Annotated in this window: 26 protein-coding genes and 1 pseudogene; 19 read left to right on the top strand and 8 right to left on the bottom strand. The window is 51.1% G+C overall.

From position 1 onward, the window contains the following. The 4 genes from H8B09_RS18285 to H8B09_RS18300 are packed head-to-tail and all read left to right on the top strand — an operon-like array spanning position 1 to position 4849. A complete protein-coding gene (locus H8B09_RS18285) occupies positions 1-1392 on the top strand; it encodes a sugar phosphate nucleotidyltransferase (protein ID WP_191204980.1) in 1392 nt (463 codons plus the stop codon). A 3-nt stretch (positions 1393-1395) separates the two neighbouring features. Beyond that, positions 1396-2727, top strand: a complete 1332-nt coding sequence (locus tag H8B09_RS18290) for a UDP-glucose dehydrogenase family protein (protein WP_191204981.1) — start codon at positions 1396-1398, stop codon at positions 2725-2727. A 40-nt stretch (positions 2728-2767) separates the two neighbouring features. After that, positions 2768-3829 carry a hypothetical protein gene (locus H8B09_RS18295; RefSeq protein ID WP_191204982.1) on the top strand — a complete coding sequence of 354 codons (1062 nt, stop codon included), beginning with the start codon at positions 2768-2770 and terminating at the stop codon, positions 3827-3829. Positions 3830-3838: 9 nt separating this feature from the next. Next, complete coding sequence (locus tag H8B09_RS18300) at positions 3839-4849, top strand: copper amine oxidase N-terminal domain-containing protein (protein ID WP_191204983.1); 1011 nt, start codon at positions 3839-3841, stop codon at positions 4847-4849. Positions 4850-4875: 26 nt separating this feature from the next. Here the strand turns inward: H8B09_RS18300 and H8B09_RS18305 are convergent, their stop codons facing one another. Then, positions 4876-5199, bottom strand: a complete 324-nt coding sequence (locus H8B09_RS18305) for a hypothetical protein (RefSeq protein ID WP_191204984.1) — start codon at positions 5197-5199, stop codon at positions 4876-4878. Positions 5200-5403: 204 nt separating this feature from the next. Here H8B09_RS18305 and gmd point away from each other — a divergent pair, with 204 nt between their 5' ends. Further along, the gene (gene gmd / locus H8B09_RS18310) at positions 5404-6363 is read left to right on the top strand and encodes a GDP-mannose 4,6-dehydratase (RefSeq protein ID WP_191204985.1); all 960 of its coding nucleotides are present in this window, start codon (positions 5404-5406) and stop codon (positions 6361-6363) included. Between the two features lie 28 nt (positions 6364-6391). On the opposite strand, the gene H8B09_RS18315 is transcribed toward gmd, so the two are convergent. Continuing rightward, positions 6392-6706: a hypothetical protein gene (locus H8B09_RS18315; protein WP_191204986.1), complete on the bottom strand. Its 315-nt coding sequence runs from the start codon at positions 6704-6706 to the stop codon at positions 6392-6394. A 333-nt stretch (positions 6707-7039) separates the two neighbouring features. Between H8B09_RS18315 and rfbC the strand changes: the two genes are divergently transcribed. The 3 genes from rfbC (at position 7040) to rfbD (ending at position 9542) form a co-directional block, all read left to right on the top strand. Continuing rightward, entirely contained in the window at positions 7040-7597 is a 558-nt protein-coding gene (rfbC, locus tag H8B09_RS18320) for a dTDP-4-dehydrorhamnose 3,5-epimerase (RefSeq protein ID WP_191204987.1), read from the top strand. Between the two features lie 5 nt (positions 7598-7602). Continuing rightward, entirely contained in the window at positions 7603-8628 is a 1026-nt protein-coding gene (rfbB, locus tag H8B09_RS18325) for a dTDP-glucose 4,6-dehydratase (protein ID WP_191204988.1), read from the top strand. 62 nt (positions 8629-8690) lie between these two features. After that, positions 8691-9542 carry a dTDP-4-dehydrorhamnose reductase gene (gene rfbD / locus H8B09_RS18330; RefSeq protein ID WP_191205172.1) on the top strand — a complete coding sequence of 284 codons (852 nt, stop codon included), beginning with the start codon at positions 8691-8693 and terminating at the stop codon, positions 9540-9542. 227 nt (positions 9543-9769) lie between these two features. Here the strand turns inward: rfbD and H8B09_RS18335 are convergent, their stop codons facing one another. From H8B09_RS18335 to H8B09_RS18345, 3 genes are all read right to left on the bottom strand, one after another. Then, a complete protein-coding gene (locus tag H8B09_RS18335) occupies positions 9770-9919 on the bottom strand; it encodes a hypothetical protein (protein ID WP_191204989.1) in 150 nt (49 codons plus the stop codon). Positions 9920-9991: 72 nt separating this feature from the next. Beyond that, positions 9992-11224, bottom strand: coding sequence for a nitrate/nitrite transporter (locus H8B09_RS18340; RefSeq protein WP_191204990.1), 1233 nt, complete (start codon positions 11222-11224; stop codon positions 9992-9994). A 351-nt stretch (positions 11225-11575) separates the two neighbouring features. After that, the gene (locus H8B09_RS18345; protein WP_191204991.1) at positions 11576-12130 is read right to left on the bottom strand and encodes an ANTAR domain-containing response regulator; all 555 of its coding nucleotides are present in this window, start codon (positions 12128-12130) and stop codon (positions 11576-11578) included. A 397-nt stretch (positions 12131-12527) separates the two neighbouring features. Between H8B09_RS18345 and nirB the strand changes: the two genes are divergently transcribed. From nirB to H8B09_RS18360, 3 genes are all read left to right on the top strand, one after another. Then, positions 12528-14990 carry a nitrite reductase large subunit NirB gene (gene nirB / locus H8B09_RS18350; protein ID WP_191204992.1) on the top strand — a complete coding sequence of 821 codons (2463 nt, stop codon included), beginning with the start codon at positions 12528-12530 and terminating at the stop codon, positions 14988-14990. 58 nt (positions 14991-15048) lie between these two features. Further along, entirely contained in the window at positions 15049-15381 is a 333-nt protein-coding gene (nirD, locus tag H8B09_RS18355; RefSeq protein ID WP_191204993.1) for a nitrite reductase small subunit NirD, read from the top strand. 140 nt (positions 15382-15521) lie between these two features. Continuing rightward, positions 15522-16619, top strand: coding sequence for a uroporphyrinogen-III synthase (locus tag H8B09_RS18360; RefSeq protein WP_191204994.1), 1098 nt, complete (start codon positions 15522-15524; stop codon positions 16617-16619). Positions 16620-16695: 76 nt separating this feature from the next. Here the strand turns inward: H8B09_RS18360 and H8B09_RS18365 are convergent, their stop codons facing one another. After that, complete coding sequence (locus H8B09_RS18365; RefSeq protein WP_318152657.1) at positions 16696-17613, bottom strand: AraC family transcriptional regulator; 918 nt, start codon at positions 17611-17613, stop codon at positions 16696-16698. A 300-nt stretch (positions 17614-17913) separates the two neighbouring features. Between H8B09_RS18365 and H8B09_RS18370 the strand changes: the two genes are divergently transcribed. The 3 genes from H8B09_RS18370 (at position 17914) to H8B09_RS18380 (ending at position 21542) form a co-directional block, all read left to right on the top strand. Further along, positions 17914-18858: an ABC transporter permease gene (locus H8B09_RS18370; RefSeq protein WP_191204995.1), complete on the top strand. Its 945-nt coding sequence runs from the start codon at positions 17914-17916 to the stop codon at positions 18856-18858. 15 nt (positions 18859-18873) lie between these two features. After that, positions 18874-19746 (top strand): carbohydrate ABC transporter permease, encoded by an 873-nt coding sequence (locus H8B09_RS18375; RefSeq protein WP_191204996.1) that lies wholly within the window; start codon positions 18874-18876, stop codon positions 19744-19746. 101 nt (positions 19747-19847) lie between these two features. After that, complete coding sequence (locus H8B09_RS18380) at positions 19848-21542, top strand: ABC transporter substrate-binding protein (RefSeq protein ID WP_191204997.1); 1695 nt, start codon at positions 19848-19850, stop codon at positions 21540-21542. Between the two features lie 121 nt (positions 21543-21663). Here the strand turns inward: H8B09_RS18380 and H8B09_RS18385 are convergent, their stop codons facing one another. Beyond that, positions 21664-21831, bottom strand: a complete 168-nt coding sequence (locus tag H8B09_RS18385) for a hypothetical protein (protein ID WP_191204998.1) — start codon at positions 21829-21831, stop codon at positions 21664-21666. A 51-nt stretch (positions 21832-21882) separates the two neighbouring features. On the opposite strand from H8B09_RS18385, the gene H8B09_RS18390 reads away from it, so the two are divergent. The 5 genes and pseudogenes from H8B09_RS18390 to H8B09_RS18410 all read left to right on the top strand — a co-directional run bounded on the left by H8B09_RS18390 (position 21883) and on the right by H8B09_RS18410 (position 24704). Further along, on the top strand, positions 21883-22485 hold the full coding sequence (locus tag H8B09_RS18390) for a TetR/AcrR family transcriptional regulator (RefSeq protein ID WP_191204999.1): 603 nt from the start codon (positions 21883-21885) through the stop codon (positions 22483-22485). A 4-nt stretch (positions 22486-22489) separates the two neighbouring features. Continuing rightward, positions 22490-22804 (top strand): annotated as a pseudogene (locus H8B09_RS18395) (DMT family transporter); the annotation flags it as partial. A 107-nt stretch (positions 22805-22911) separates the two neighbouring features. Further along, positions 22912-23235 carry a DMT family transporter gene (locus tag H8B09_RS18400; protein WP_191205001.1) on the top strand — a complete coding sequence of 108 codons (324 nt, stop codon included), beginning with the start codon at positions 22912-22914 and terminating at the stop codon, positions 23233-23235. Between the two features lie 202 nt (positions 23236-23437). Then, complete coding sequence (locus H8B09_RS18405) at positions 23438-24022, top strand: helix-turn-helix domain-containing protein (RefSeq protein WP_191205002.1); 585 nt, start codon at positions 23438-23440, stop codon at positions 24020-24022. Further along, positions 24006-24704 carry a YhfC family intramembrane metalloprotease gene (locus H8B09_RS18410; RefSeq protein ID WP_224753721.1) on the top strand — a complete coding sequence of 233 codons (699 nt, stop codon included), beginning with the start codon at positions 24006-24008 and terminating at the stop codon, positions 24702-24704. The genes H8B09_RS18405 and H8B09_RS18410 overlap by 17 nt, the downstream gene beginning before the upstream one ends. 257 nt (positions 24705-24961) lie before the next feature. Here H8B09_RS18410 and H8B09_RS18415 read toward each other — a convergent pair whose 3' ends face one another. Then, positions 24962-25225, bottom strand: coding sequence for a hypothetical protein (locus H8B09_RS18415; RefSeq protein WP_191205004.1), 264 nt, complete (start codon positions 25223-25225; stop codon positions 24962-24964).

Genomic DNA, 25225 nt, shown 5'->3' on the forward strand with positions numbered 1-25225 from the left:
GTGAGACTAATATTACTTTCAGGTGGTTCGGGCAAACGATTGTGGCCGCTCTCTAATGATTCTCGGTCGAAACAATTTCTTCCATTACTAGAAGATGAGAATAACCAGCGGGAATCAATGGTACAACGTGTGTATAGACAACTGAAGCAGAATGGATTGTCTGCAAAGTCATATATAGCGACGGGCCAGGCACAAGTAGAGGTTATCCATAACCAAATTGGTAATGACGTGAGAACAATTGTAGAGCCGGAACGTAGAGACACATTTCCTGCTATTGCCCTGGCTGCATCATATGTCTATTCGATGGAGTCTGCTTCATTGGATGAGACCATAGTTGTGTTACCTGTTGATCCGTATGTAGAAGACCATTTCTTTACTAGAATTCAGGAGCTCGAGACGTGCCTACATGACTCCCAAGCGGATATTGGACTTCTAGGAGTGAAGCCTACCTATCCATCAGAGAAATACGGCTATATTGTGCCGCAGTTAGGAAGCAATTCTTCAACATTTACACCAGTAAGCCATTTTGAAGAAAAACCTAGTGAAGCAAAAGCCATAGAGTTGATAAAGCAAGAAGCGTTATGGAATTGTGGTGTTTTTGCGTTTCGTCTTGAGTATATCGTAAATCATTTGGTTTCTATGAATTTGTCAGTTCATTATGAAGAATTATTAAAACAGTATAATCAAATGAAGAAGATAAGCTTTGACTATGAGGTGGTGGAGAAAGCCGATAAGATCATCGTGCTGCCGTACGATGGATATTGGAAAGACCTGGGCACATGGAACACCCTTACAGAGGAAATGGGCAGTGATAAGCTTGGTAACGTAACGATGTCGGATGATTCTAAGAACACTCATGTCATAAACGAACTAGATATCCCTATTACGGTATTGGGCATTTCTAATGCAGTTGTTGCAGCAAGTCCGGATGGCATATTAATTTCGGACAAAGTGGCAAGCCCGCGAATTAAAGATTTGATTAAGGACCTGGATCAACGACCAATGTACGAGGAGCGACGTTGGGGACGATATCGTGTTCTCGATTTTATAAAATATCCGGACGGCAGTCAGGTATTAACTAAACGTATTCATATCTCGCCTAATTGTAATCTCAGTTACCAGTACCACTTGAAGCGTCGTGAAGTATGGACCATAGTATCTGGTAGTGGTGAGATGGTGCTTGATGGACGTCATGTAAATGTAACTAGTGGAGATATCATCGTAGTTCAACCTAATATGAGGCACAGTATTCGTGCATTGACTGAACTGGAAATCATAGAGGTTCAGACAGGTGATGAATTGATTGAGGAAGATATCGTTCGATTGGAATTGCAGTGGGAAAATATACTGAGAAATTATGTTCAGATTTCCGATCTGCTAAAAGAGGTGTAGAAGGTGAAAATTGCTGTAATTGGAACTGGGTATGTTGGACTCGTTTCTGGTGTGTGTTTTGCGGAGTTGGGGAATGAAGTCATTTGTGTCGATAAATTATCGGAAAAGATTGCAATGCTTATTGCAGGTAAGACTCCGATATATGAACCGGGACTTCAGGAACTTATGATTCGAAACTCTAATGCCGGAAGACTGAGGTTCACGACCGATTTTGCAAGTGCAATAAGAGAGTCGGAGATTGTAATTATAGCAGTGGGAACCCCGTCTCTTCCGAACGGTGAAGCAAATTTGGAATTTATTCAAGCTGTTGCAAGCGAGATCGGCAGTGTGTTGAATGGATATAAAGTCATTGTAACCAAGAGTACGGTCCCTGTGGGAACCAATGACCAGGTGGTTAACTGGATACGTGAACAGACTGCCCAACCATTTGATGTTGCCTCTGTACCGGAGTTTTTACGTGAAGGTACAGCGGTTCGTGATACGCTCAATCCAGATCGGATCGTCATAGGCACAAGCAGTCAACGAGCGGCTAATGTATTGTACGAGTTGCATAGGCCGCTGACCGATCAAGTAGTACAAACCGATATACGCAGTGCAGAGATGATTAAGTATGCTTCTAATGCATTTCTTGCTACGAAAATTTCATTTATTAATGAGATAGCGAACATATGTGAAAAGGTTGAAGCGAATGTGGAAGAGGTCGCTCGCGGCATGGGTTTAGATTCGCGAATCGGATCCTCGTTCCTACGCGCGGGAATTGGCTACGGTGGCTCATGCTTTCCAAAGGATACGCAGGCACTCATTCAAATTGCCGGTAACCTGTCATATGATTTCAAGTTATTGAAATCTGTAGTTGAGGTTAATAAATTACAGCGGGGTAGTGTGCTGGATAAGCTGCATGAAACGCTTGGCAATTTGCAGGGGCGAATCATTGGTATCTGGGGATTAGCATTTAAACCAGGTACAGATGATGTCAGGGAAGCACCTGCCTTTGATATTATTCAACGGCTGCTGGATGAGGGGGCAGAACTGAAAGTATACGACCCTATTGCACAAGATAATTTCCGGCAAGTATATTTTAGTGATGAAACATCTATTAATTGGTGTAATGATATGTGGGATGTTGTTGATAACAGTGATGCGCTGTGTCTGCTGACAGAGTGGGATTGCTTCGTAAAAGCTGATCTTGAGGAGATTGATTTACGTATGCATGGCTCAATCCTGATTGATGGTCGTAATGTTTACAGGCTTGAAGATGTATCTAAGACAGGGCTGCATTATTATTCAGTGGGTAGGCCTGTTATTAATGGTCAGTTAGATCATACGCTTGCATGACAAATGAATGTTATTTGCCAGCAAAAAAGCAGGAGGTAATATGACTACCGAGATTCCAGTGAATAAGCGGGTTAGGAAAAAAAAGAAGATGCGGCGATGGTTGAAGTGGCTATTGATTATAGTTGTTACAATAATAGTGCTTGTTATCGCAGCATTAACTGCGGGCTACATTTATCTTAAGTCAATTAGTCTGGATGATATCAAGAGTCGACATCCCGTAGAAACAGAGGATAATACGGGCAGTGACATTAAAGTGAACGAGCCGGTTAAAATACCGAAGGTCATGGAAGGTGCCGTGGATAAGGCAGCAAGCCTGGTTGGCAAGGATATTGAGGGACAGGATGCACTGGACGTTGCAGCTATATTGTTGAACTCAGGACTTAGTCTCCGCGATATCAAATACCTGCAAGGAAATGCGTCGTATGATTTAACGACAGAGGAAAAACAGCGTATTCGGGATTTACTCTTAGAGAAGTTAACTTCGGAAGAAATAAAACTCTTGCGCTCTATTACAAGTAAATATGGTAAACACCTTGTCATCCTTAATCCGGATTATCCGATTGAATGGGTTGGAGAAAGAGACCCGGAGAAAATTAAAGAGCATGAGAAACAGTGGAGTGAGATGCAATCGGGTAAAGCTGCAAAACCTCAGACGTCGGGGACGAAGCAACCTTCTACCTCTACCGAATCGGACAAGCCGTCCACCGAACCAACTAAAAACGATTCCACTGTTTTAACCCAGCAACAAAAAGAAAAGCAAAAGGAAATCAATGCGAAGTACGACCAGAAGCTCTCCTCGCTTAAGTCAACCTGTACAGCCAAGAGTAATACGCTGCTGAATACGATCCTGAAGGACTTGGAGTCGGACTCGAAGCCTTCGCTTAGCAAGCTCCAGGCGAAGTTCCTTGGTCAGCTAGCGGATGCAGAAGCTGCCTGTGACAGTCAGTTCAGCGAACTTCAGTCTCAGGCGAAAGCTGACTATAAAGCGGCTGGTATTCCTGCAACCTCGATGCCTAACTGGAAATCGGAATATGACAAGGCAAAGGTTGCGGCTCGCTCGAGCGGCATTGCGGCAATTATGAAGAAAATGAACGGAAAGTAGGGATAAATTTTGGGTACTAAACTGAAATCTATTTGGGTAGCGATTCTTGCCCTTGCACTAATGCTCCCAGCTGTAGCGAATGCGCAAACAACAACGACTAAGCCGGTGAAAGTACAAACATCCGCGCTCGAGCTTGTATTCGACGGCAAGACCGTAAACCTGCCGGATGGGCAATTTATATTTGTGAGTCAAGGTACGTCCTATGTACCGGTTCGTTTTATTTCGTACGCACTTCAGAAGAAGGTTGTCTGGGATAGCGCAACGAAAAAGGTGACAGTGACAGAGCCGTCAGCTAGTGAACTTACTGTCCTTCGCGAGTATTTGATGAACGCTGCTGGGGCGCAAGGTAAGCAGTCTTCGGTAGGTGGCAAGACGATTACAGCTTCGCCAGTAGCTGCGTCCTTCGTTTTTGATGGCGTTACACGCAATCTGCCGGCAGGGCAATCGGCCTTCATGGTTAACAATTCGATCTATGTGCCGGTTCGATTCATGAGCGAGAGCATTGGAACTCAGATTAAGTGGGACTCGGTGAATCATCGGATCTCAGGTGAGTCGAAGTCATACCGTGACGAACAATCGAACGGTGGCAGCGGCGGTAAAACCGATGAGACAACTGGCGGTGAGCAAGGAACGAATACTGGTAACGGTACTTCTTCCGGCAATGGTGCAGGTACAGGCCCTGTAGGCGGCGGTGGAACGACAACCAAGCCGACCTATGATCAGATCAAATCTGAGGCAGATTCGAAGCTGCAGGCGCTCTATAACGCTGCCCAATCACGTTTCCTGAGCTTGGCTCAACAATATTTGGACGCCAAGGATAATGCTGCGAAGAAATCGATTTATGCGCAAGGTGAAGCTTACCTAACGGAAATTACTTCACAGTTTAATGCTGTTCTTGCAGACACAGAAGCCAAATTGACGGCAAACGGCTACAGTACTGCTATCATCCAAGAGTATCGTACTAAATTTGAGTCGGAGATTGCCGCAGGCCGTAAAACGCTTGAGACTATGATGAAGTAGCTCGCTCACTTCAATTTCTCTATCGTTTATAGCTTAAATAGAAATTCTACGACCTGAGTGCCATATACGTTCATACCGGCTAGCATAACTGCACCATCAGCGGCGATGCTGGCCAGTATGAAGATGGCGAGCGAAATATAATGGCGGGACATCAGTTTCATGCCGACTACATGGGAAGCTGTAAGCAGAGTTGCGTAGATAGATAGGACAATGGCGGACGCAGTTGGAATGGAGCCATCCTCTAGAATAGGTCCGCTGATGAGGTAAATCAGAACGGGAAGAAGAAGCGAGGACAGTAGTAGCTGGATAAGGATTACTGCAGATTGACGCTTCAGGTTTAAAGCAGGCATCTTTGAAAGCCCCCTTTTTTTATCCTTTATGATACATATTGTATCATATCTCTCCATTCTTTCAAGTAACCCCATCAAATAATAGACATCATATAGCCGTGTTCATATTGGTTGCAGAGCATAAAGTAGCATTAAGATGTATGCTCCCAAGTCATTCGTTATGTGCAGCAACGAAAGATATAGCAACCAGAAGGGAAAGAACACATGAAGCGCGCACTCATTACAGGCATCACGGGGCAGGATGGCTCGTATTTGGCAGAGCTGCTGCTCGAGAAGGGCTATGAAGTCTATGGGTTGAGGCGTAGAACGAGCACGCCGAATTACGAGAATGTTGCAGCGATCCAAGATCGGATTCATTGGGTGTCGGGTGATCTGACGGATCTGGCATCGCTCATTGAAGCAGTTCGAGTGTCTGATCCTGATGAGGTGTACAATCTGGCGGCGCAGTCGTTCGTCGCGGCGTCGTGGCCGCAGCCGATTGCGACGGGGCAGATTACGGCGCTGGCCGTTACGAATATGCTGGAGGCGGTACGTATTGTGAAGCCGACGGCACGTTTCTACCAAGCATCCAGCAGCGAAATGTTCGGTAAAGTCGTCGAAACGCCGCAGAAGGAAACGACACCTTTTTATCCGCGGAGCCCTTATGGGGTGGCCAAAGTGTACGGTCATTGGATTACGGTCAATTACCGGGAAAGCTTCAATATGTACGCCTGCTCGGGCATCCTGTTCAACCATGAGTCACCGCGCCGTGGCTTGGAATTCGTGACGCGCAAAGTTACTAATGCTGCTGCACGCATTAAGCTGGGGTTGGATCAAGAACTGCGGATGGGCAATCTGGATGCGCTTCGAGATTGGGGCTTTGCAGGCGATTATGTACAAGCGATGTGGCTGATGCTGCAGCAGGATGAACCTGATGATTATGTGATTGCAACGGGAGAGACGCATTCTGTGCGAGAGCTGCTGGAAGTGGCATTTGGTTATGTTGGCCTTGATTACCGGCAGTATGTCGTCATTGATCCGGCATTCGTGCGTCCAGCTGAGGTGGATTTGCTGCTGGGTGACAGTTCGAAAGCGAGTAGCAAGCTTGGATGGAAGCGGGAAGTGGATTTCAATCAGTTGATCGAGATGATGGTAGATTATGATTTGGAGCGCAATCAGAAGTAGAGCATAGGGCGTCGTGAAGCGGCGAGCGTTACATTTTGATCAAAAGGTCGATGACCGTCGTACCGTACCAGTTCATACCGATCAGCATTGCGGCGGCATCGGCAACCAGAACCGTGGGGATGATTATGGCGAGCGCCTGCGCATTGCGTTGCATAACGCGGATGCCGATGGCATGCGACAGAATGAGCAGTGAAGCGTAGACAGCGATAACCGAGGCTGACATGGTGGATAGCGAGCCCATCATCATGACAGGGGCACACAAATAAATGATGACAGGCATAAGAATCGAAGAGAGCACCAATTGCGGCAGTGCGGCCATTGCATGGTGCAGGGACATTGACATAACACAAACCTCCTATTTGTCTAAAAATATATTGGTGTATATGTTTGTACCTCATTGCTGAGCGTATATTTCTCTGGAATGAAACGGATTGCACTTCTCGCAGGATGGCGACAAGTTGTTTCATCACGGCTCCAATGATACATATTGTATCACAGTTTATTGTCGTTTCAATCCCGAAAATATCGATTTTCCATATATCAACCGTCAAAAACGTCTATATTTCTTTGCGTCTGCAAACATATGCTGTAGAAGGACGACGACGGGCCGGCGCACGGTGCGTGTTTCTTCAAGGTGTCCGGCTGCAACTATAGGAATTAGGCGGTGAACGGTACATTGAATATTCGACCAACGGGGCTGTCCGGAGCGAAGCTGATCGAACCGGCTGTATATGGTGATCATCGAGGCTTCTTCATGGAGAGTTATCAGGAACGGCTGTGGGATGAGCGCGGCCTATCCTATCGCTTCGTGCAGGACAATCATTCTTTGTCGCGTGAGGCGGGCGTGCTGCGGGGGCTTCACTATCAGCTGAATCCGCAGGCGCAGACGAAGCTGGTGCGCGTAACGAAAGGTGCGATCTACGACGTCATTGTCGATATTCGGCGTGGCTCTCCGACCTACGGCAAGTGGGAAGGGTTTATTTTATCGGCGGATAACCGAAGACAGCTGCTCGTGCCGCGCGGCTTCGCGCATGGCTTCTGTACGCTAGTGCCGGACTGCGAGGTACAATATAAGGTGGATCAGTATTACTCGCAGGAGCATGACCGGGGCATCGCGTGGAATGACCCCGTGCTTGCTATTGATTGGCCGACGAACGCTCCCGTGTTATCGGACAAAGATGGTCGGCACCCGCTGCTGGCGGATGCGGACAACAATTTTGATTACGAAGGATGAACGAAATGAGGGTGCTAGTAACCGGCGGAGCCGGGTTTATCGGAAGCAATTATATCCATTATATGCTTGGCCAATATGACGATGTATCGATCATCAATGTCGATGCGCTGACCTATGCGGGCAATTTGCGCAATTTGAAAGATGTGGACCAGTCCAAGCAATATCAGTTCGTGCGGGCTGACATAACGGACCGTTCGGCGCTTGAGCCCTTGTTCGCGGAGGGATTGGCCGCCGTTGTGCATTTTGCTGCGGAATCGCATGTCGATCGGAGCATCACGCAGCCAGATTTGTTCGTTCGGACAAACGTGCTTGGCACACAGACGCTGTTGGAACTCGCAAGGCAGTATAACGTCGGCAAGTTCGTGCATGTATCGACGGATGAAGTGTACGGCACGCTCGGGGAGGATGGTCTGTTCACGGAGACGACGCCGCTGGCGCCGAACAGTCCTTACTCCGCGAGTAAAGCGGGCTCGGATCTTCTCGTACGTGCGTATCACGAGACCTATGGGCTGCCTGTTAACATTACAAGATGCTCGAACAACTACGGTCCGTACCAATTCCCGGAGAAGCTCATTCCGCTCATGCTGCAGCGAGCAATGGACGATCAACCGCTGCCGGTGTATGGCGACGGGCTGAATATTCGCGATTGGCTGTATGTCGAGGATCATTGCAGTGCGATCGACCTGGTGCTGCGCAAGGGCAAGAAAGGCGAGGTGTACAACATCGGCGGACGTAATGAGCGGACGAATCTGCAGGTCGTGCGCACGATACTGGCGGAGTTGGGCAAGCCGGAGTCGCTTATTACGTATGTCGAGGATCGGCTCGGGCATGACCGCAGATACGCGATCGACGCGGATCGAATCCGTAACGAGCTCGGCTGGACGCCGAAGCACGACTACGAGAGCGGCATTCGGGAGACGATTCGGTGGTACCAAGCGAATAAGCAGTGGTTAGACGACGTTCGGAGCGGCGCTTACCGTGCTTACTATGACACCCGGTACGGCGGCAGTGACGACGGCGATAAGCCATGACAACTATCGAACCGAATGAGTCACAAACAATCGAACCCGCACTTTTGGGAAAAATAGCGCCTCTGCGCATTGTCGTCACGGGGGCGAATGGCCAACTGGGTCGCGAGCTTATGCTGCGAAGCGATCCGAACTATGAGCTTATCGGCTTCGGTCGCGCCGAGCTAGATATAACCGACCTGGCGCAGTGCCGGGCGGTGCTGGAGCAGGTGAAGCCGGATGCGGTCATCCATTGCGCAGCCTATACTGCGGTCGACCGCGCGGAAACAGACTCCGACAGCGCCTACCAGGTTAACGCTGCTGGTTCGCGCAATATCGCCATTGCGGCGCGTGAAGTCGGGGCGAAGCTGGCCTTCGTCAGCACGGACTACGTGTTCGATGGCAGCTCAGCAACGCCCTACAACGAATACGACAGAACGAATCCGCTGACCGTGTACGGCAAGTCGAAGCTGGCAGGCGAGCAGCTCGTGCAGACGCTGCATGATCGGTACTTCATCGTGCGGACCGCTTGGGTGTACGGGGCCCACGGAGCAAACTTCGTGCGAACGATGCTGCGGCTTGGTGAAGCGGGCGGCACGGTGAAGGTCGTCAGCGACCAGTTCGGTTCGCCGACCTATACAGCGGACCTCGCGCAGATGCTGCTGACGCTCGTTGCGACGGAAGCTTACGGCATCTATCACGCCACGAACAGCGGCAGCTGCTCGTGGTACGAATTCGCCGCCGCGATCTTCGAAGAGGGTGGTCTGCCTTCGAAGGTCGAGCCGTGCACGACCGCGGAGTTTCCGCGTCCGGCGCCACGCCCGGCGTATTCAGTGCTCGACCACAGCGCGATCCGCGCGAACGGTCTCCCGCAGATGCGTCACTGGCGCGAGGCGTTGCGGGACTTCATGCAGCAGCTGCATAATGAAAAAGGTTGAGCCCGCACAAGGCTCAACCTTTTGTCATATAAGGGCCGGTTATCCGACCATTAAGTGCGGTCATCCGAGGTTTTGCTTTTACACATCCTCAAGCTGTCGATGCAGATTTACCATACATATCGGTGATAAACCTTTAAGCGCAACCGCCCATCACCGAGTTACTCTGATCGAGACTCTCCCTCTGTAACGGGGGCGTACATCCTCGCACTGAACCCATACAGCGATTACTACTCATACATCTCAAACAGATCCACTGCGTCCATCCAATCTCCGAAATCAGCCATTTCCCAGGGGGAATCCTCGTAGGATGGGGCGTTTGAGCCTGCACCGTAGGCATCCCCTTCATTCGTTGCGTATCGACGTTCATGCTTGTTCATATCGAATCAGCTTCCTTTCGCAAAGAGATTGGTGGATCACGTTCAAATGTTCGATCTGTTTCCTGATGTTCATTAAGAGGATACGATTACGCCTTGGTCTGCACGTGCTTTGCCGCCAGTGCCGATCCAAGTGCGCTTCCAGCTGCCTTGAACGACCAGAATCGTGAACACGCAGAGCAGCGAGATGCCGCAGATAATCAGGAAGCCGGTCGAGTAGGAGCCGGTTGCTTGCTTGATGTTGCCGAGAATCTTCGGCAGGAAGTAGCCGCCAAGGCCGCCCGCTGCGCCAACGATGCCGGTGATGAGGCCAATTTCCTCGCGGAAACGTTGAGGGACAAGCTGGAACACGGCGCCGTTCCCCATGCCGAGCGACATCATCATGATGAACAGCAAGACGACGATAAGTCCAAAAGGCGGAAGAGTGGAGATGCAAGCAAGCATGATGGCAACGACGCCGTACAAGCCGAGCAGCATGTTGATGCCGCCGATGCGGTCGGACAGCCATCCGCCTACCGGTCGGAAGAAGCTGCCGGCGATCACGCACAGCGTTGCGAAGTCTGCTGCGCGCACTGCACTAAGCTCATACTGAGTGTTAAAGAAGATCGTTAAGTAGTTCGCCATACCGACGAAACCGCCGAAGGTAACGCCATACAGCAGACAGAACAGCCAGGTGTCGCGGAGCTTTAGCACCTTCGCGTAATCCGCGAGTTTCTTCGGCGCAGGTTGATTCGGGCTATCCTTAGCAAGCAGAGTGAAGACGACGAATACGATCGCGATGGGGATAATAGCAAGACCGAACACAACATGCCAGGAGTCATAGTGCATTGCAATCCGATTGGCGAACAGTGTAGAGAATACGGTGCCGCTGTTGCCGGCGCCGGCGATGCCCATCGCCAATCCTTGATACTGCGGTGGGTACCAGCGGCTCGCAAGCGGGAGTGCTGCGGCGAACGATGCGCCGGCGAAGCCGAGCAGCAGGGCGACGATATACAAGGAATCAAGCGAATCAACGAACTGCCAGCCTAATACGAGCGGGACGAACGTGATCAGCATACCGAGCTGACCTGTTCGTTTCGGTCCGATGTAGTCGGTTAGGAAGCCGAATACGAGTCGGAGGATGGAGCCGCCGAGTACAGGAAGCGCAACGAGATTTGCTTTCTGCGCTGCATCCATCGGGTAGTCATTCATAATAACAACTGCGAGCGGCCCGAGCATACTCCAGACCATGAAACTGATGTCGAAGTAAGCGAAAGCGCTAAACAACGATGGGGTGTGACCGCTTTTCAAGAAACCTTTTCCTGCCATTGAACCATTCTCCTCTCCTAGTGACCAAGCTTTCTCTCTTTTTCTTTCTGTTTTGTTTCACTCTCTTGAACCGTTCGTTCTCTCCATACTCCTTGAAACACACTTGCCTGTTGGCTTCTCTGCCATACAAAAAGGGGACCAAATCGCTTCTCTCCCATACAGAAGAGTTGCAACTTGGCCCCATTGCCTGCGGCGGATACAGCATTGTACCGACCGGTATCGATTCACGGCATTGTGAATGTAATTGGAGTATATGCGACATGTCATTTGCGTGTCAATATACCTAACACAAATAATTTCGCCTGTTGTAAATCATCTAAGGACACCTGATCCTTCGCATTCAAACACCTATCAACCATGGATAAGCTGATACACCTTTACGATCGATGCTGCGACATCGCCCATCCGTTTCCGTTCATTCATGGCTTGTTTGCGCAGAAAATCGTAAGCCTCGCTCTCGCTTATGCCGCGAATCTCACATAATACTGCCTTCGCTTGATCGATCCATTTGCGTTCTTCAATACGCTGCATAAGCTGCTCGCGTTCTTCGCCCCAGCGCTTGCGCTGCTGGTGAATGCGGGATCCCCACAGAAGCGCATGCTTCAGCTCAGCTGCCGTCATGGAAGGAAACAGAACACCATCCAAGGCGAAGCCCCAGTCCATCTGGGCCGGCAGCTTCTGTTCGGTGCAATGCCATAGCAGCGGGACGCGCCGCATCGCGGTGAGCGCCGCTTGCCAGTGATGCAGCTGTGAGAGCGGAATGTCCAGAATGACGCCTTCAACGACCGCTATTAGGCCGCAAGCTTCCTGCTCTGACCGCGCGCGATGGATCGTTCGGCAGCAATCCTTCAGCCGATCCCGTAATCCATTCTTGTCGTCATCTTCAATGAGCAGGATTGTTTTCATATCGATGACTCATCCCTCCGATTTCTGGCAAATCAATTGTTATAAAATATAACATAGAGACAGAAAACTGTCGACGGTCAAAAGGTTGAATTATCGATCAAGATAGCTTTTTTGATATTTTATGTTAGGTTAGTTGACATTAACTCCAGAGATCGATATACTGAAGCCATTAAGACCAATAGAAGTCGGCACAATGGCGTGCCGCAAACGATGGCAATGGAGCCTATCTCACTCACTGGATGTGCGTATGACGCACAGACTGCGGGAGGGATAGGCTTTTTATGTCTCTAAGATGTAGTTCAAAAAGTCGCCGACTTTTGAACACACACTCTAAGGAGACGGCGGCTGCCATGTACGTGCGAATAGAAAGAGATGGGCTTCGACAGGAGGAGAGACGATGAAGAAACTAGTGATGATCGGCAACGGCATGGCTGGCGTATCGTTTGTAGAGCAGTTGCTAAAGCTGAACCCGCATCGTTATGACATTACGATTATTGGATCGGAACCTCATCCGAACTACAACCGGATCATGTTGTCTTCTGTATTGGCCGGTGAAGCGACGATGGAAGATATCGTATTGAACAGTTGGGAATGGTATCGGGAGAATAACATTCAGCTTCATGCCGGACAGACGGTAACGGCGGTGGATACGGAAGCGCGGACAGTAACGACGAATCTCGGGCTTCAATTGGAATACGATGAGCTGGTGTTCGCGACGGGCTCTCTGCCGTTCATGCTGCCGCTTCCAGGCGCGGATAAGGAAGGGGTTATCGCCTTCCGCGATATTAAGGACTGCGAGACGATGCTCTCCGCATCGAAGCAATATAAGAAGGCAGTCGTTATCGGCGGTGGTCTGCTCGGCCTCGAGGCTGCCCGTGGTCTGGTCAATCTGAATATGGAAGTTCATGTTGTCCACATTCACCACTATTTAATGGAACGTCAGCTCGATGAGACGGCGGCGAAGCTGCTGCAAGCGGAGTTGGAGCGCCAAGGGATGAAGTTCCTGCTCACCAAAAACTCCGATACGATCATCGGCGGCGAGCGCGTCGAAGGGTTGACCTTCAAGGACGGTACTTCTGTTGAAGCCGATCTTATCGTAATGGCAGTTGGCATTAAAGCCAATTCCCTGCTTGCGAAGGATGCAGGCGTTACCGTTAACCGCGGCATCGTCGTAGACGACTACATGCAGACGAATATTCCGAATGTATATGCAGTCGGCGAGTGCGCGGAGCACCGCGGCATCGTATACGGACTCGTCGCTCCACTATATGAGCAAGGCGCTGTATTGGCGAAGAAGCTCGCAGGCATTGAAGCGGACGGCTATCAGGGCTCCGTTCTGTCGACGAAGCTGAAAATCTCTGGCGTCAACGTGTTCTCTGCCGGCGACTTCTCAGACGGGCCGGATACGCGTGCGCTGCGGGTTCAGGACGATCTCGATGGTATCTATAAGAAGGTTGTGTTCAAAGACGGCAAGATTTCAGGTGCTGTACTGTTCGGTGATACATCTGAAGGCTCCAAGCTGTTCTCCTATATTCGCAAAGGAGAGAGCTTCGCTGGCCGCGAGAAGGAAGTGCTGTTCGGTCCGAGCGGTGGCGGCAAGGCGAGCGGACCAGAAGACCTTGTCAAAGCGATGAGCGGCGACGAAATCGTCTGCGGCTGCAACGGCGTAACAAAGGATACGATCGTTGAAGCGATCACGGAGAAAGGTTGTGTCAGCGTTGGCGAGATTAAGGCGTGCACCAAGGCGTCCGGCTCCTGCGGCGGCTGCAAACCGCTCGTCGAAGCGATCCTGCTGGAAACAGTCGGTGCAGACAATGTTTCGGCAGTGAAGGAAGGGATCTGCGGCTGTACGACACATTCGCGCGATGAAGTGGTTGAAGCGGTCCGCAGCATGCGGCTCACAACCTCCCGTGAAGTCATGGCCGTACTCGAGTGGAAAAATCCTGAGGGCTGCTCCAAATGCCGCCCTGCGCTCAACTACTATCTGGGTATGATATGGCCGGCGGAACACGAGGATGAGCTGGAATCGCGTTTCGTTAACGAACGGAACCACGCGAACATTCAGAAGGACGGCACGTACTCCGTCGTGCCTCGTATCTATGGCGGCGTGACGACGCCAGAGGATCTCAAACGGATTGCTGAGGTAGCCGAGAAATACGAGGTGCCGCTTGTCAAAATAACTGGCGGTCAGCGGATCGACCTGCTTGGCGTAAAGAAAGAGGATCTGCCGAAAATGTGGAAGGATCTCGACATGCCATCGGGCTACGCCTACGGCAAGACGCTTCGTACCGTTAAGACATGCGTCGGCAAGACGTTCTGCCGCTTCGGTACGCAGGATTCGATCCAGATGGGCATCGATATGGAGAAGAAATTCGAGCGGCTTAATACGCCGCATAAAGTGAAGCTGGCTGTATCGGGCTGCCCGCGGAACTGCGCGGAATCGACGATCAAGGACCTTGGCGTTATCGCGATCGACGGCGGATGGGAAATCTACGTCGGCGGCAACGGCGGTACGAAGGTTCGCGCAGCAGAGCTGCTTGTCAAAGTGAAAACGGAAGAAGAAGTGTTGGAATGGACGGGCGCTTACTTGCAGTACTACCGTGAGGATGCGACGTACCTGGAGCGCACGAGCGAGTGGGCGGCACGCGTTGGACTGGATGCGATCAAGAAAGCGCTGGAGAAGAAAGAAGAACGCGATGCGCTCAACTCCCGCATTGACCATACGCTCAGCCTGACGCAGGACCCATGGAAGCAAATTATCGAGAATGATGAGCTGCGCAGCGCCTTCGACGCCCTTACGGCACCTGTTCATGCAGAAGCTGCAGCGGCGACGGTGACGAAGGCGGATCAGTCAATATAGAGTATAGTCGGGTTCAGTATAGAGAGGGATAGAGAGAGATTCGAGAGGAGAGAGCGGCATGGAGCAATATTTGATCGGACATATTACGGAATTTCCGGAGCGTCGGGGTAAAGTGTTTCGAATGGGGGAGCTGGAGCTCGCATTGTTCAAGCTGAGCGACGGCACGGTGAAGGCGGTCGAGAACAGCTGCCCGCATAAGCAGGGAAAGCTGTCCGAAGGGTTAGTATGCGACGGCCATGTGTACTGCCCGCTGCATGACTGGAAGATCAACCTGACGAATGGTATCGTGCAGGATCCGGATGAAGGTTGTGTGCGCACGTTCGAGACCAGCGTAGACGGAAGCGGCAATGTGCTGCTCCATCTCGATAGCGTACAGTCTAAGGTTTCGTAATACAACGTTTCGCAAGCAATGCTACTGCGTTTCCTCCGGAAACGTTAGGCTAATGCTTAAGAAGTACGTTTCCTTCGGGAACGTTAGGTGTATGCTTACGAAGTGTGTTTCATGCGGAAACGTTTAAGGAGCTGGTAGAGATGCGACTGGAAGGCAAAACAATCGCAGTGACAGGGCCGCGCAAAGCGGACGAAATGGCGCGCATGATCAGTAAATTCGGCGGAACGGCTGTTATACGCCCGGCGCAAGGAACGGTGTTTCTCGACGACTCGCAATTTGCCGAGCAGCTGCAGTCGCTGATCGAGAATCCGGTTGATTGGCTCGTCCTAACGACCGGCGTCGGGACAGAAGCGCTGCTCGCAACAGCCGAGAAGTTGGGCCAACTGGACCGCTTCATCGAGACGTTGCGCGGTGTGCATATCGCGGCGCGAGGCTACAAGACCGTCAATGTGCTGCGCAAGGCGGGCCTGACGCCTGAAGTGCGCGACGAAGACGGGACGACGGCGGGATTGCTGCAGCTGCTAAATGCATACAACTTGACGGGCAAGCGGGTCGGACTGCAGTTGTACGGCGATCCGGCGCCTAAGCTGAATGCGGTGCTGGAAGCAAGGGGCGCGATCTGCGAAGAAATCTTGCCTTACCGTCATATCCTGCCGGAGGGCGATGCGATTCAACTGCTGCTCGGCGAGATTATCGCAGATGAAGTGGACGCCGTCGCGTTCACGAGCACCGTTCAAGTGCGCTGCTTAATGAGTGAAGCGGCGGTGGCGGGGGTGCGCGATCAAGTGCTGCGGGCATTCGAGGGCCATGTGCTAGCAGTTGCAGTAGGCAAAGTGACGGCCGAGGCGCTGCGCGAGGAAGGGGTGACGCGCGTGTTGTTCCCTGAAGAGGAGCGAATGGGAAGCATGGTCGTTTCGCTGTCGCGTTACTATGATGCCGCTGCCCTTGCCTCAAGAGTGACCGATGCCATATCTCGGGAGCGGGTTGGACGCGAACGGCTCGACGAGGCTTCCCCGAACGCGGCTGTGAAACGACTGCGTGCGGCTGGTAAGGAGTCGGCAACTGAATCAGCACCGCGGAGCAGCGGAGGGATCTTGTCTTCCGCCGTTGCGCTTATGGGGCTGTCGAAGCTTACAGACACGGCGGTATTCAGCGGGCTGACCGCCGATCAAGCTGCAGCTGTCGAGGAGGCTAATGTGTCTGGCGAATGCTCGAAGGGACCAACTGCCATTCAATAATTTCATCCCAAATACAAGAAGCCTGCTGCACTCGCGAATTGCGATTGCAGCAGGCTTTTTCATACCAACATCGCAACTATTCGCTGTCGAAGCCGCCATCGGTATCAATGTCGCTCTTCTCCTCTGTCCACAGTCCCTGCTGCATCCCTGCTTTGGAAGGCGGGTAGCCCTTAATGGATCGGAACACGTTGCTGAAATAGCTGATATCATTGTACCCGCAGCGCTGGGCCGCATCGGAGACGGAGAAGCCGCCGCCCGACAGCATGCTTTCGGCGTTGTTGACCCGAATGAAATTGATGAAATGCCGAATGCTGTAGCCGGTGCTGTTCTTGAACAGCTTGCCGAGATAGACGGGATGAAGATTGACGACCTTCGATAACGTCAGCATATCCAGCGGATCAGCGAAATTGTCGAGAATGTACTCTTTGACGCGGTCGACCCGACAGTCGGCGTTGGTGGTAGGAGAGTTCTGGAACGTATTCGACAGCAGTCGGTGGAGAATGAGCATGAAGATGCCTTTGGCGGATAGCCGATACCCAGGCTGCATGCCGCTCCATACCCGGTTGAACTCCAAGATGTAGTTCAGAATATCGTTCGTAATTCGGCTCTTGGTCACCGTCTCGAATGGAAAACGAAGCTCGTTCGAAGGCTCCGGCAGCAGGAAGTTGAATGCATACGAATGCATCGGATCGTCCTTGAAGGTGTGAGCTTCTCTGACGCTTCCCGCCTGAATGAACAGCATATCCCCCGCTTCCACTGTAACTTTCTCGCCATCGACATAGTAAGTGGCCTTGCCGCCTACGACGAACGTCAAATCATAGAAATCGATTTTCTTGCGAATAATCTCCCAATCCGGAAAGCAACGGCGATCCACGAATAGGAATACTTCGGGGTTTATCGACTCGAACTGGCTGAACTCCATCGCACCTATCAACTCCAGAATCGTTAGAATCGTTGCCTGTCTATGGGATAGAGGGGCTGCGAAACTCATCATAACATGCTCGCGAGGCCGTTCAAGGCTACAGAATAAAGATGTTTAATAATTACAAGCGAATCTTGTTTTCCTCTATGTAAAAGGAACGGTTCGTTCTATAGAATACTAATCAGCAGCAGGAATGACAGCGGATACAATGTGAAAACCTGCTTCTATTATTTCGAATCGAATATTTAATTATTAAACATTTGGCGCAGCCAGCGCCCCGAATTTTCTTTAATTATTCGATCATGATCGTTCGGAATGTACGCGTGTACATTCCTGTGGAGCAGTTCATCATCAGCAGAAAGCGGTGGGTGTATGTCAAATGCAAAACAGGTCGTGCTGAAGCCTTCTCTTGCGGCGCACGTCCGTAAGGAATGGAAGCTGTACTCCTTTCTCCTCATTCCGATTGCGTACTTCGTTATTTTCAAGTACTTGCCCATGTTAGGAAATGTAATCGCTTTCCGTAAATATCGCGGCGGTCCGAACATCTTCGGTACCGAGTGGGTAGGCCTGCGTTACTTCCACATGTTCATGAAGGATCCGACCTTCTGGCGAGCTTTCTACAACAACATTTTTCTCAGCGTTACGTACTTGATCTTCCGTTTCCCGATTACGTTAATATTCGCGCTGCTGCTCAATGAGCTGCGCAATATGCGAGTAAAGAAGTTAGTGCAGACCGTATCTTATCTGCCGCACTTTATATCGATGGTTATCGTGGCAGGCATGATCAAGGAGATCGTCTCGTTGAACGGACCGATCAATACGCTGCTGGGTCACCTCGGGATGGAGAAGATTCAATTCATCTCGCTCCCTGAATGGTTCCCGACGATTTATATCACGTCCGGCATCTGGCAGGGTCTGGGCTGGGGTACGATTCTATATCTCGCCGCAATGACGAGTATCAATACAGAGCTGTACGAAGCTGCCAGCATAGATGGCGCTAGCCGGTTCCGCAAGGCATGGCATGTTACAATCCCAGGCATTCTGCCTACGATCATGACGCTTCTGGTTCTCGATATCGGCGGCATTATGGGTTCGAACTTCGAGAAAGTGCTGCTTCTCTACAACCCGCTCACGTATGAGACGGCGGACGTTATCTCCACCTACGTGTACCGGATGGGTATCGGCGGCAAAGAAGGCATTGGTGGCAACTTCAGCTTTGCTACCGCGGTTGGCCTGTTCGATGGCGTAATCGGTTTGATTCTGGTGACCTTGGCGAACTTCGTCTCGAAGAAGACAACCAAGACGAGCCTGTGGTAGAAGGGAGTATCTTGCATGAAGGTTTCATTTTCTTATCGTGCATTTCAAGGGTTTAACGCATTGGTCATGCTGTTTGTTATCACCTTTACGCTCTACCCTTTCGTTTATTTGGTCGCGCAGTCCTTCAGTTCGGAGGCGGCAATATACGCAGGAAAAGTCACCTTATTTCCGGTCGAGTTCACGTCGAATACGTATAAGCTCATCCTGCAGAAACCAGAGTTTTACAAATATTACAGCAACACGATCCTGTACGCTGTGCTCGGCACTCTTATTTCGGTATCTTTAACGGCTATGCTGGCTTATCCGTTGTCCAAAGATAAACTTCGCCTGAACAAGTTCTTCATCCCGTTCGTCCTGTTCACGATGTACTTCGGGGGCGGATTGATTCCGAACTACGTGCTCGTTGCCCAAATGATGCACATGCGGGATACCATCTGGGCGATTATTATTCCCGGTGCGATCAGCGCATTCAATGTCATCTTGGTGAAGACGTTCTTCGCCGGTTTACCGAATGAAGTGGATGAAGCCGCGAGAGTAGATGGACTAGGCACGTACGGCATATTCGCAAGAATTACGCTGCCGCTCTCCAAGCCGATTCTAGCGACGATGGTTCTGTTCAGTATGGTTGCGATCTGGAACGACTGGTTCAGCGCTTCGCTCTATTTGCAGTCGAAGGACCATTGGCCAGTTGCCTTATATTTGCGGCAAATCATCGATAGCGCCATCGGCGTGAATGAATTCAGCTCGTCCGACTCGGCTGCTACGCAGATTGCTGCAACGATCAAATCGACTGCCATGATCTTAACCTCATTGCCGATTATCTGTATCTACCCGTTCGTGCAGAAATATTTCGTGCAGGGCATGCTGATCGGCTCTGTCAAGGGGTAACACGCGAACCAATATTCAACGATGGTTTCACAGAAAGACCGCAGTTAGCTGCAGTCATTTCTATCATTTATAAAAACGATGATGGGTTGAGGAGGCGTAGTATGAACAGGTTTATGAAGGCAACAGGCGTAGCGCTTGCGGCGTCGATGGTTTTCGGTCTCGCAGCATGCGGCAGCGACAGTGACAAGAACACAAATGGGGAGTCTGGCACAACAGAGAAAACAAACACGACAGAAACGGCTGGCAACACAGAAACGAAAGCAGACGCGCTTGGTTACACATTCGGCGAAGATCAAACCTTCCGCTCCGACGAGCCAGTGAGCTACTCCATGATGTTCAGCGATAACGAAGGTTATCCGTACAAGAAAGACTGGAGACTGTGGAGCGCCATTCAGGAGAAAACGAACGTTTCCTTCGATCTGACGGTCACGGCGAGAACCGAGTACGAGAACCAGAAGACGCTGCTCGTGAACAGCGGCGATGCACCATTCATCATTCCGAAGACGTATGATGAAAGCCCGTTCGTTGCCGGCGGACAGATCGTTCCGATCAGCGACTATGTACAGTACATGCCGAACTACCAGAAACAAGTGAAAGAATGGGGCATGGAGGAAGATCTGAAGGCGAAGCTGAAGGATGACGGCAAATACTACGTGCTTCCAGGACTGTGGGAAGTTGCAGGCGGCGGCTACTCGTACATCATTCGCAAAGACGTCTTCGAGAAGGCTGGCGTTGATGTCAAAGCAAACGAAGGCAACTGGACGTATGAAGAGTTCTACGATGCAATGAAGAAAGTCAAAGATTTCACAGGCGCTAAGTATGTGATGTCGGACCGCTTCAAAGGCGAATCGACGCTCAACATCGCAGCTGTGGAGTACGGCGTAACAGGCGGCTGGGGCTTGTCCAACGGCTTGGTATTCGACCAAGACCAGAAGAAGTTCAATTTTGCCGACACGTCGGAAGATTTCAAGAGCTATGTGACGTACTTCAACAAGCTGTATAAAGAAGGCATTCTGGATCCGGAATCGTTCACGCAGGAAGACGATGCGGCGCTTGCGAAGTTCTACAAAGGCGACACGTTCGTTATCAACGGCAACTATCAGAACTTGGCGGATATGATCTCTAAGATGCAGGTTCCTGACGCGGAGCTGTACATGATCGTACAGCCGGGCGGTCCTAAAGGTAAGCTTCAAATCGAAGCATCGCGTCTGGAGAACGGCGTCATGATCAGTCAGAATGCGCTCAAGAAGCTGGGCGAAGAGAAGTTCATCGAGATGCTGCGTTTCGTTGACTGGCTGTGGTATTCCGAAGAAGGTCATACGCTGAGCCTGTGGGGCGTTGAAGGCGAGACGTATTCCAAGGATGCAGACGGCAACATCAAGCTCAACTCGGATATTACGTATAACGGTCTGAACCCGACGGCAGAGAAGAAACTGAACGTCGACTATGGTTTCGGCGGCGGCGTATTCGCTTACGGCGGTTCGGCCAAGCTGAAGCTGTCGAAGATGTCCGAAGGCGAGAAAGATTACAACGACCGCATTCTGAAGCTGCGCGAACCGCGTAAAGTCGCTCCTCCGATCATGGGCTCCGCTGACGATAGCGAAGAGATGAACCTGATCTCCAAGCCGCTGATGGATTATGTGAAGACGATGACGCTGAAGTTCATTACGGGCCAAGCGAATATCGGCACGGAGTGGGACACTTACGTGAAGCAAGCGGAAGCAAACGGCAGCACGCGTTACACGCAAATGGCGAACGATATCTTCGAGAAAACGAAGAGCAAGCTTGGCTATTAATTCGTAATTCGTAATTCGTGATTGTCTAGCACGCATGGCTTAAACCCCTCATGAAATAATGGAAAGACCCATAAGGATCGCGCTGCGAGGCGTGAATCCCTATGGGTCTCTTTGTGTATGCTTAAATCAATGCGGTGCCTTTATCGTCCGCTGCAGTCGAGATGATGTCGTCGCCCGCAGCACGATTGAACTTAATCGGAAGCTCAATCTTCGTATAGCTGTAATCTGCAATTTGTCCGTTTATCCGCCCCTTGACTTCCCCAATTCCCTCGGATACAATGATCCTCATAATTAACTAACTAACGTTCGTTAGGTACAATCGAAACGAGGTTCCGATCCCATGAACGATACTGCATACCGCATTCAACAAACAGCGCTGAAGCTGTTCACGGACTATGGGTTTGAAGGCACGTCGCTGTCCGACATTGCGAAGGAAGTTGGCATTAAGACACCGTCCATCTATGCGCACTACTCATCGAAGGAACAGCTGTTCCTTCGTCTCGTCGAGGATGTCATTGTCGAAGAGCGTGAGAAGTGGATGACGCATACAGACAGCTTGCGGACGGAGCCAACAGAGCAGTTAAACGCGAAGCGACAGCTGCGACGGTTGTTCGATTTCTATACGGATTTTGCAGGGATGTCGATCGGCCAGGCATTCTTGAAACGGGTTATGCTTGCACCGCCGCGTGGACTGGAGGAGCGGCTTCGCCAGCATATTTTGCAATACGAAGAGAAAATTACGGACGATCTTCATAAGCTGCTCCGAGCTGTATCTGAAGAGACGGGAGCTCCGCCAGTAGACCTGAACCGGCAAGTAGCCGTTATTTATGCATTGATTGATGGCCTGCTCGTTGAGGTTCAACTTTACGATGCGAAGACGCATCGTCAGCGAGTCGAGGCTGTATGGGAGTGGCTGTGGAACGGCATCATGAGAGGGGATTAATGCAATGGCTTGGTTATATTTAATTGTGGGCGGCTTTCTGGAGATCGCATGGGCATTTGGTCTGCAGGAATCGCATGGCTTCACGCGGGTCGTGCCGAGCGTGCTAACGGTCGCGGCGCTTATTGCGAGCTTCGCCTTGTTCGCAAGAGCGATGCGCGTCATTGAGATCGGTACGGCGTACGCGATCTTCACAGGCATTGGTACGGCGGGTACGGCGATCGTCGGCATCCTATTTCTTGGCGAACCGGCGGAAGTCGGCAAGCTCGTCTTCATTACGATCTTATTGTGCGGCATTATTGGGTTGAAGGTCATCTCGGGCGAGAAGAAGCCGGCTGTTCAGCAGGCGGGCGACAGTGGTTCCGTCAGTGCGGGCCTTACCACCAACGGCGGGGCTGTATCTTCCGAACGTCAGGAGGTGCAGTGACAATGGCTTGGTTTTTCCTATTGTTATCAGGGCTTGGCGAAGTAAGCGGGGTAACATTTACGAAGCTGTCTGACGGTTTCCGGAAGTGGAAAGGCACAGTCGGAGCTGTCATCTCCGGAATCGTAAGCTTCTACTGCCTATCGCAGGCGCTGCGGGATATACCGATCAGTACCGCATATGGCATTTGGACGGGGATTGGTTCTGCGGGCAGCGTGCTGCTCGGCATGTTTCTCTTCGGCGAGTCGAAAGACTGGCGCAAGCTGCTGTTTATCGGCATGATTATCGTTGGCGTCATTGGTCTCAAAATAAGCGGAGCATCTGCTTAACTATAGCAAGGTTCGGCTGCTACAGCACTTCATAAGAACATTCATCTCAATAGGAGGCATCTGCAGCGATGGGCCGCTTAATAAGTGGCGCTCGGCGGATGCCTCTTTTTATTTGGAACAGGTTGACAGTTCGTAGATCTTATATTATTATCATTATCAATAATGATAATAATTGAACAAGAAGCTGAAGGGAGCGCACAGCATGGAACAGTCCAAGGCTGATTTAATTCTGCATCCGATCCGATTGCGCATTATTCAGGCGCTGCTGCCGGAGGGCAATCATACAACTCAACAGCTTGCAGAGCGCATGAGCGATATCCCGCAAGCGACATTGTACCGACATCTGAACACGCTGTTGAAGGCCGGCCTTATTCACGTCGTTGAGGAACGCCGCAATCGCGGAACGGTCGAGAAAGTATATGCGCTCGCGCACAATGCAGCGGAGCTTACGCCCGATGATGTGACCGAGACGGCGTCAGCGCAACATATGGAGCTGTTCGTAAAGTTCGTTGCCTCGCTGCTGAGCGAGTTCGGTGCCTATGTCGGCCAAGAGCGCTACAACATGGTAGAGGACGGCGTTTCTTTCCGGAAGATTGAACTGAGTTTGACGGACGAGGAGTATCGGACACTGCTTACGGAACAGCGGGCAATTGCACAGCGATATGCGGACAATAAGCCAACATTGGAACGAAGGCTGCGCATGATTTCGACGGTTGTTATTCCAGAGACGAAGTCAATACCAACGAATCGAACTGAAGGAGATGAAGAAGATGAACATGGCGGTTGAATCGAATGAGCTGGATGTGCAATTGTCGAAAGCGACGAAGCGGGCGATCAAATTCATTCCCTTGTATGTGGCAGTGCCTGTCCTGTTCGGCGTCGGTTTCACGTTGTCGGGCTACGCAATCGACTGGAAGGCGTTTGGACTTGGTGCGCTCGGATGGATCATTGCGTTATTCCTGAGAGGACCGATCGGTGCAGCTGTCATGCGTTTGCCGCAGGAGCGCATGAAGGCGATCATGATTGCGTGCTCGGGTATTCTTGAGGAAATGACACGCGTAGTCCTGCTGGCCCTTACGTCTTTCGGCTCGGCTTGGGCGCTCTCAATTGGTCAGGGGTGGGCGGCTGTTGAGGTGTCATACGTCATCATCCAGATTATCGCGATCTCCTCCTTGGCAGGCAGAACGGATGACAAAGCGATGCAAGCTAAGCAAATGCTAGAGGCGACCGGCAATCTGCAAGCAAGTCCGCTATGGGGCATTCTGGAGAGAATCTGGGCTTCTGCGTTCCATATCGGCTGCACGTTAATCGTTGCTAGCTTCCCTTGGATGGTCATCGCCCTTGTACCGCTTCACAGCGGCATGAACTGGGCTGGCGTGTGGCTTGCAACCAAGTCGATTCGAATGTCGAGCGTGGCCATTGCGATTGTGGGCATTACGCTGCTTATTACGGGGCTTACGTTGATGTAGCAGCGATCGGGTGGAACGTAAGCAACAGGAACGCATGTGCAGAATACAGCTCTTCCTTCACGCTGCATAGCGCTGCCGGAAGAGCTTTTTAATATGACGACGTTACAACGAACGTATCCCGGGCACATGTTATGGCTGTCCTTTACACAAGAAAAAGAGCGATCACCATACTGGTGACCGCTCGAAGTAGGCGGGTGGGACTTATCGGATCAGATGCCAAACATTCGGCAGGCAGTTCGGGGGAAATCAATGCTGCTTTACGTCTTGGATTGAAACGATTCCGCAAGTCCTCGTGCTCGTTCTTCATCCTGCTTGCGAACTTGCAGGGTGCGAACCTTGTCATCGCCGGTAAGCCTGGATTTGATGCCCTGTGACTTCAAGTACGCATACAAGCGGTCAACGAGGTCAATGCGTGTGTCGCTTTCGGTCTGAAGAATCGTCCAGCGCGAGCGCGATGCCGAGATAAGGACGATAATGATCGCCAGAACGATTACAACTGTCGCACTCCACAGCCATACCAT

This window comes from Paenibacillus terricola (genome assembly GCF_014779765.1).
Lineage (GTDB): Bacteria > Bacillota > Bacilli > Paenibacillales > Paenibacillaceae > Paenibacillus_T > Paenibacillus_T terricola.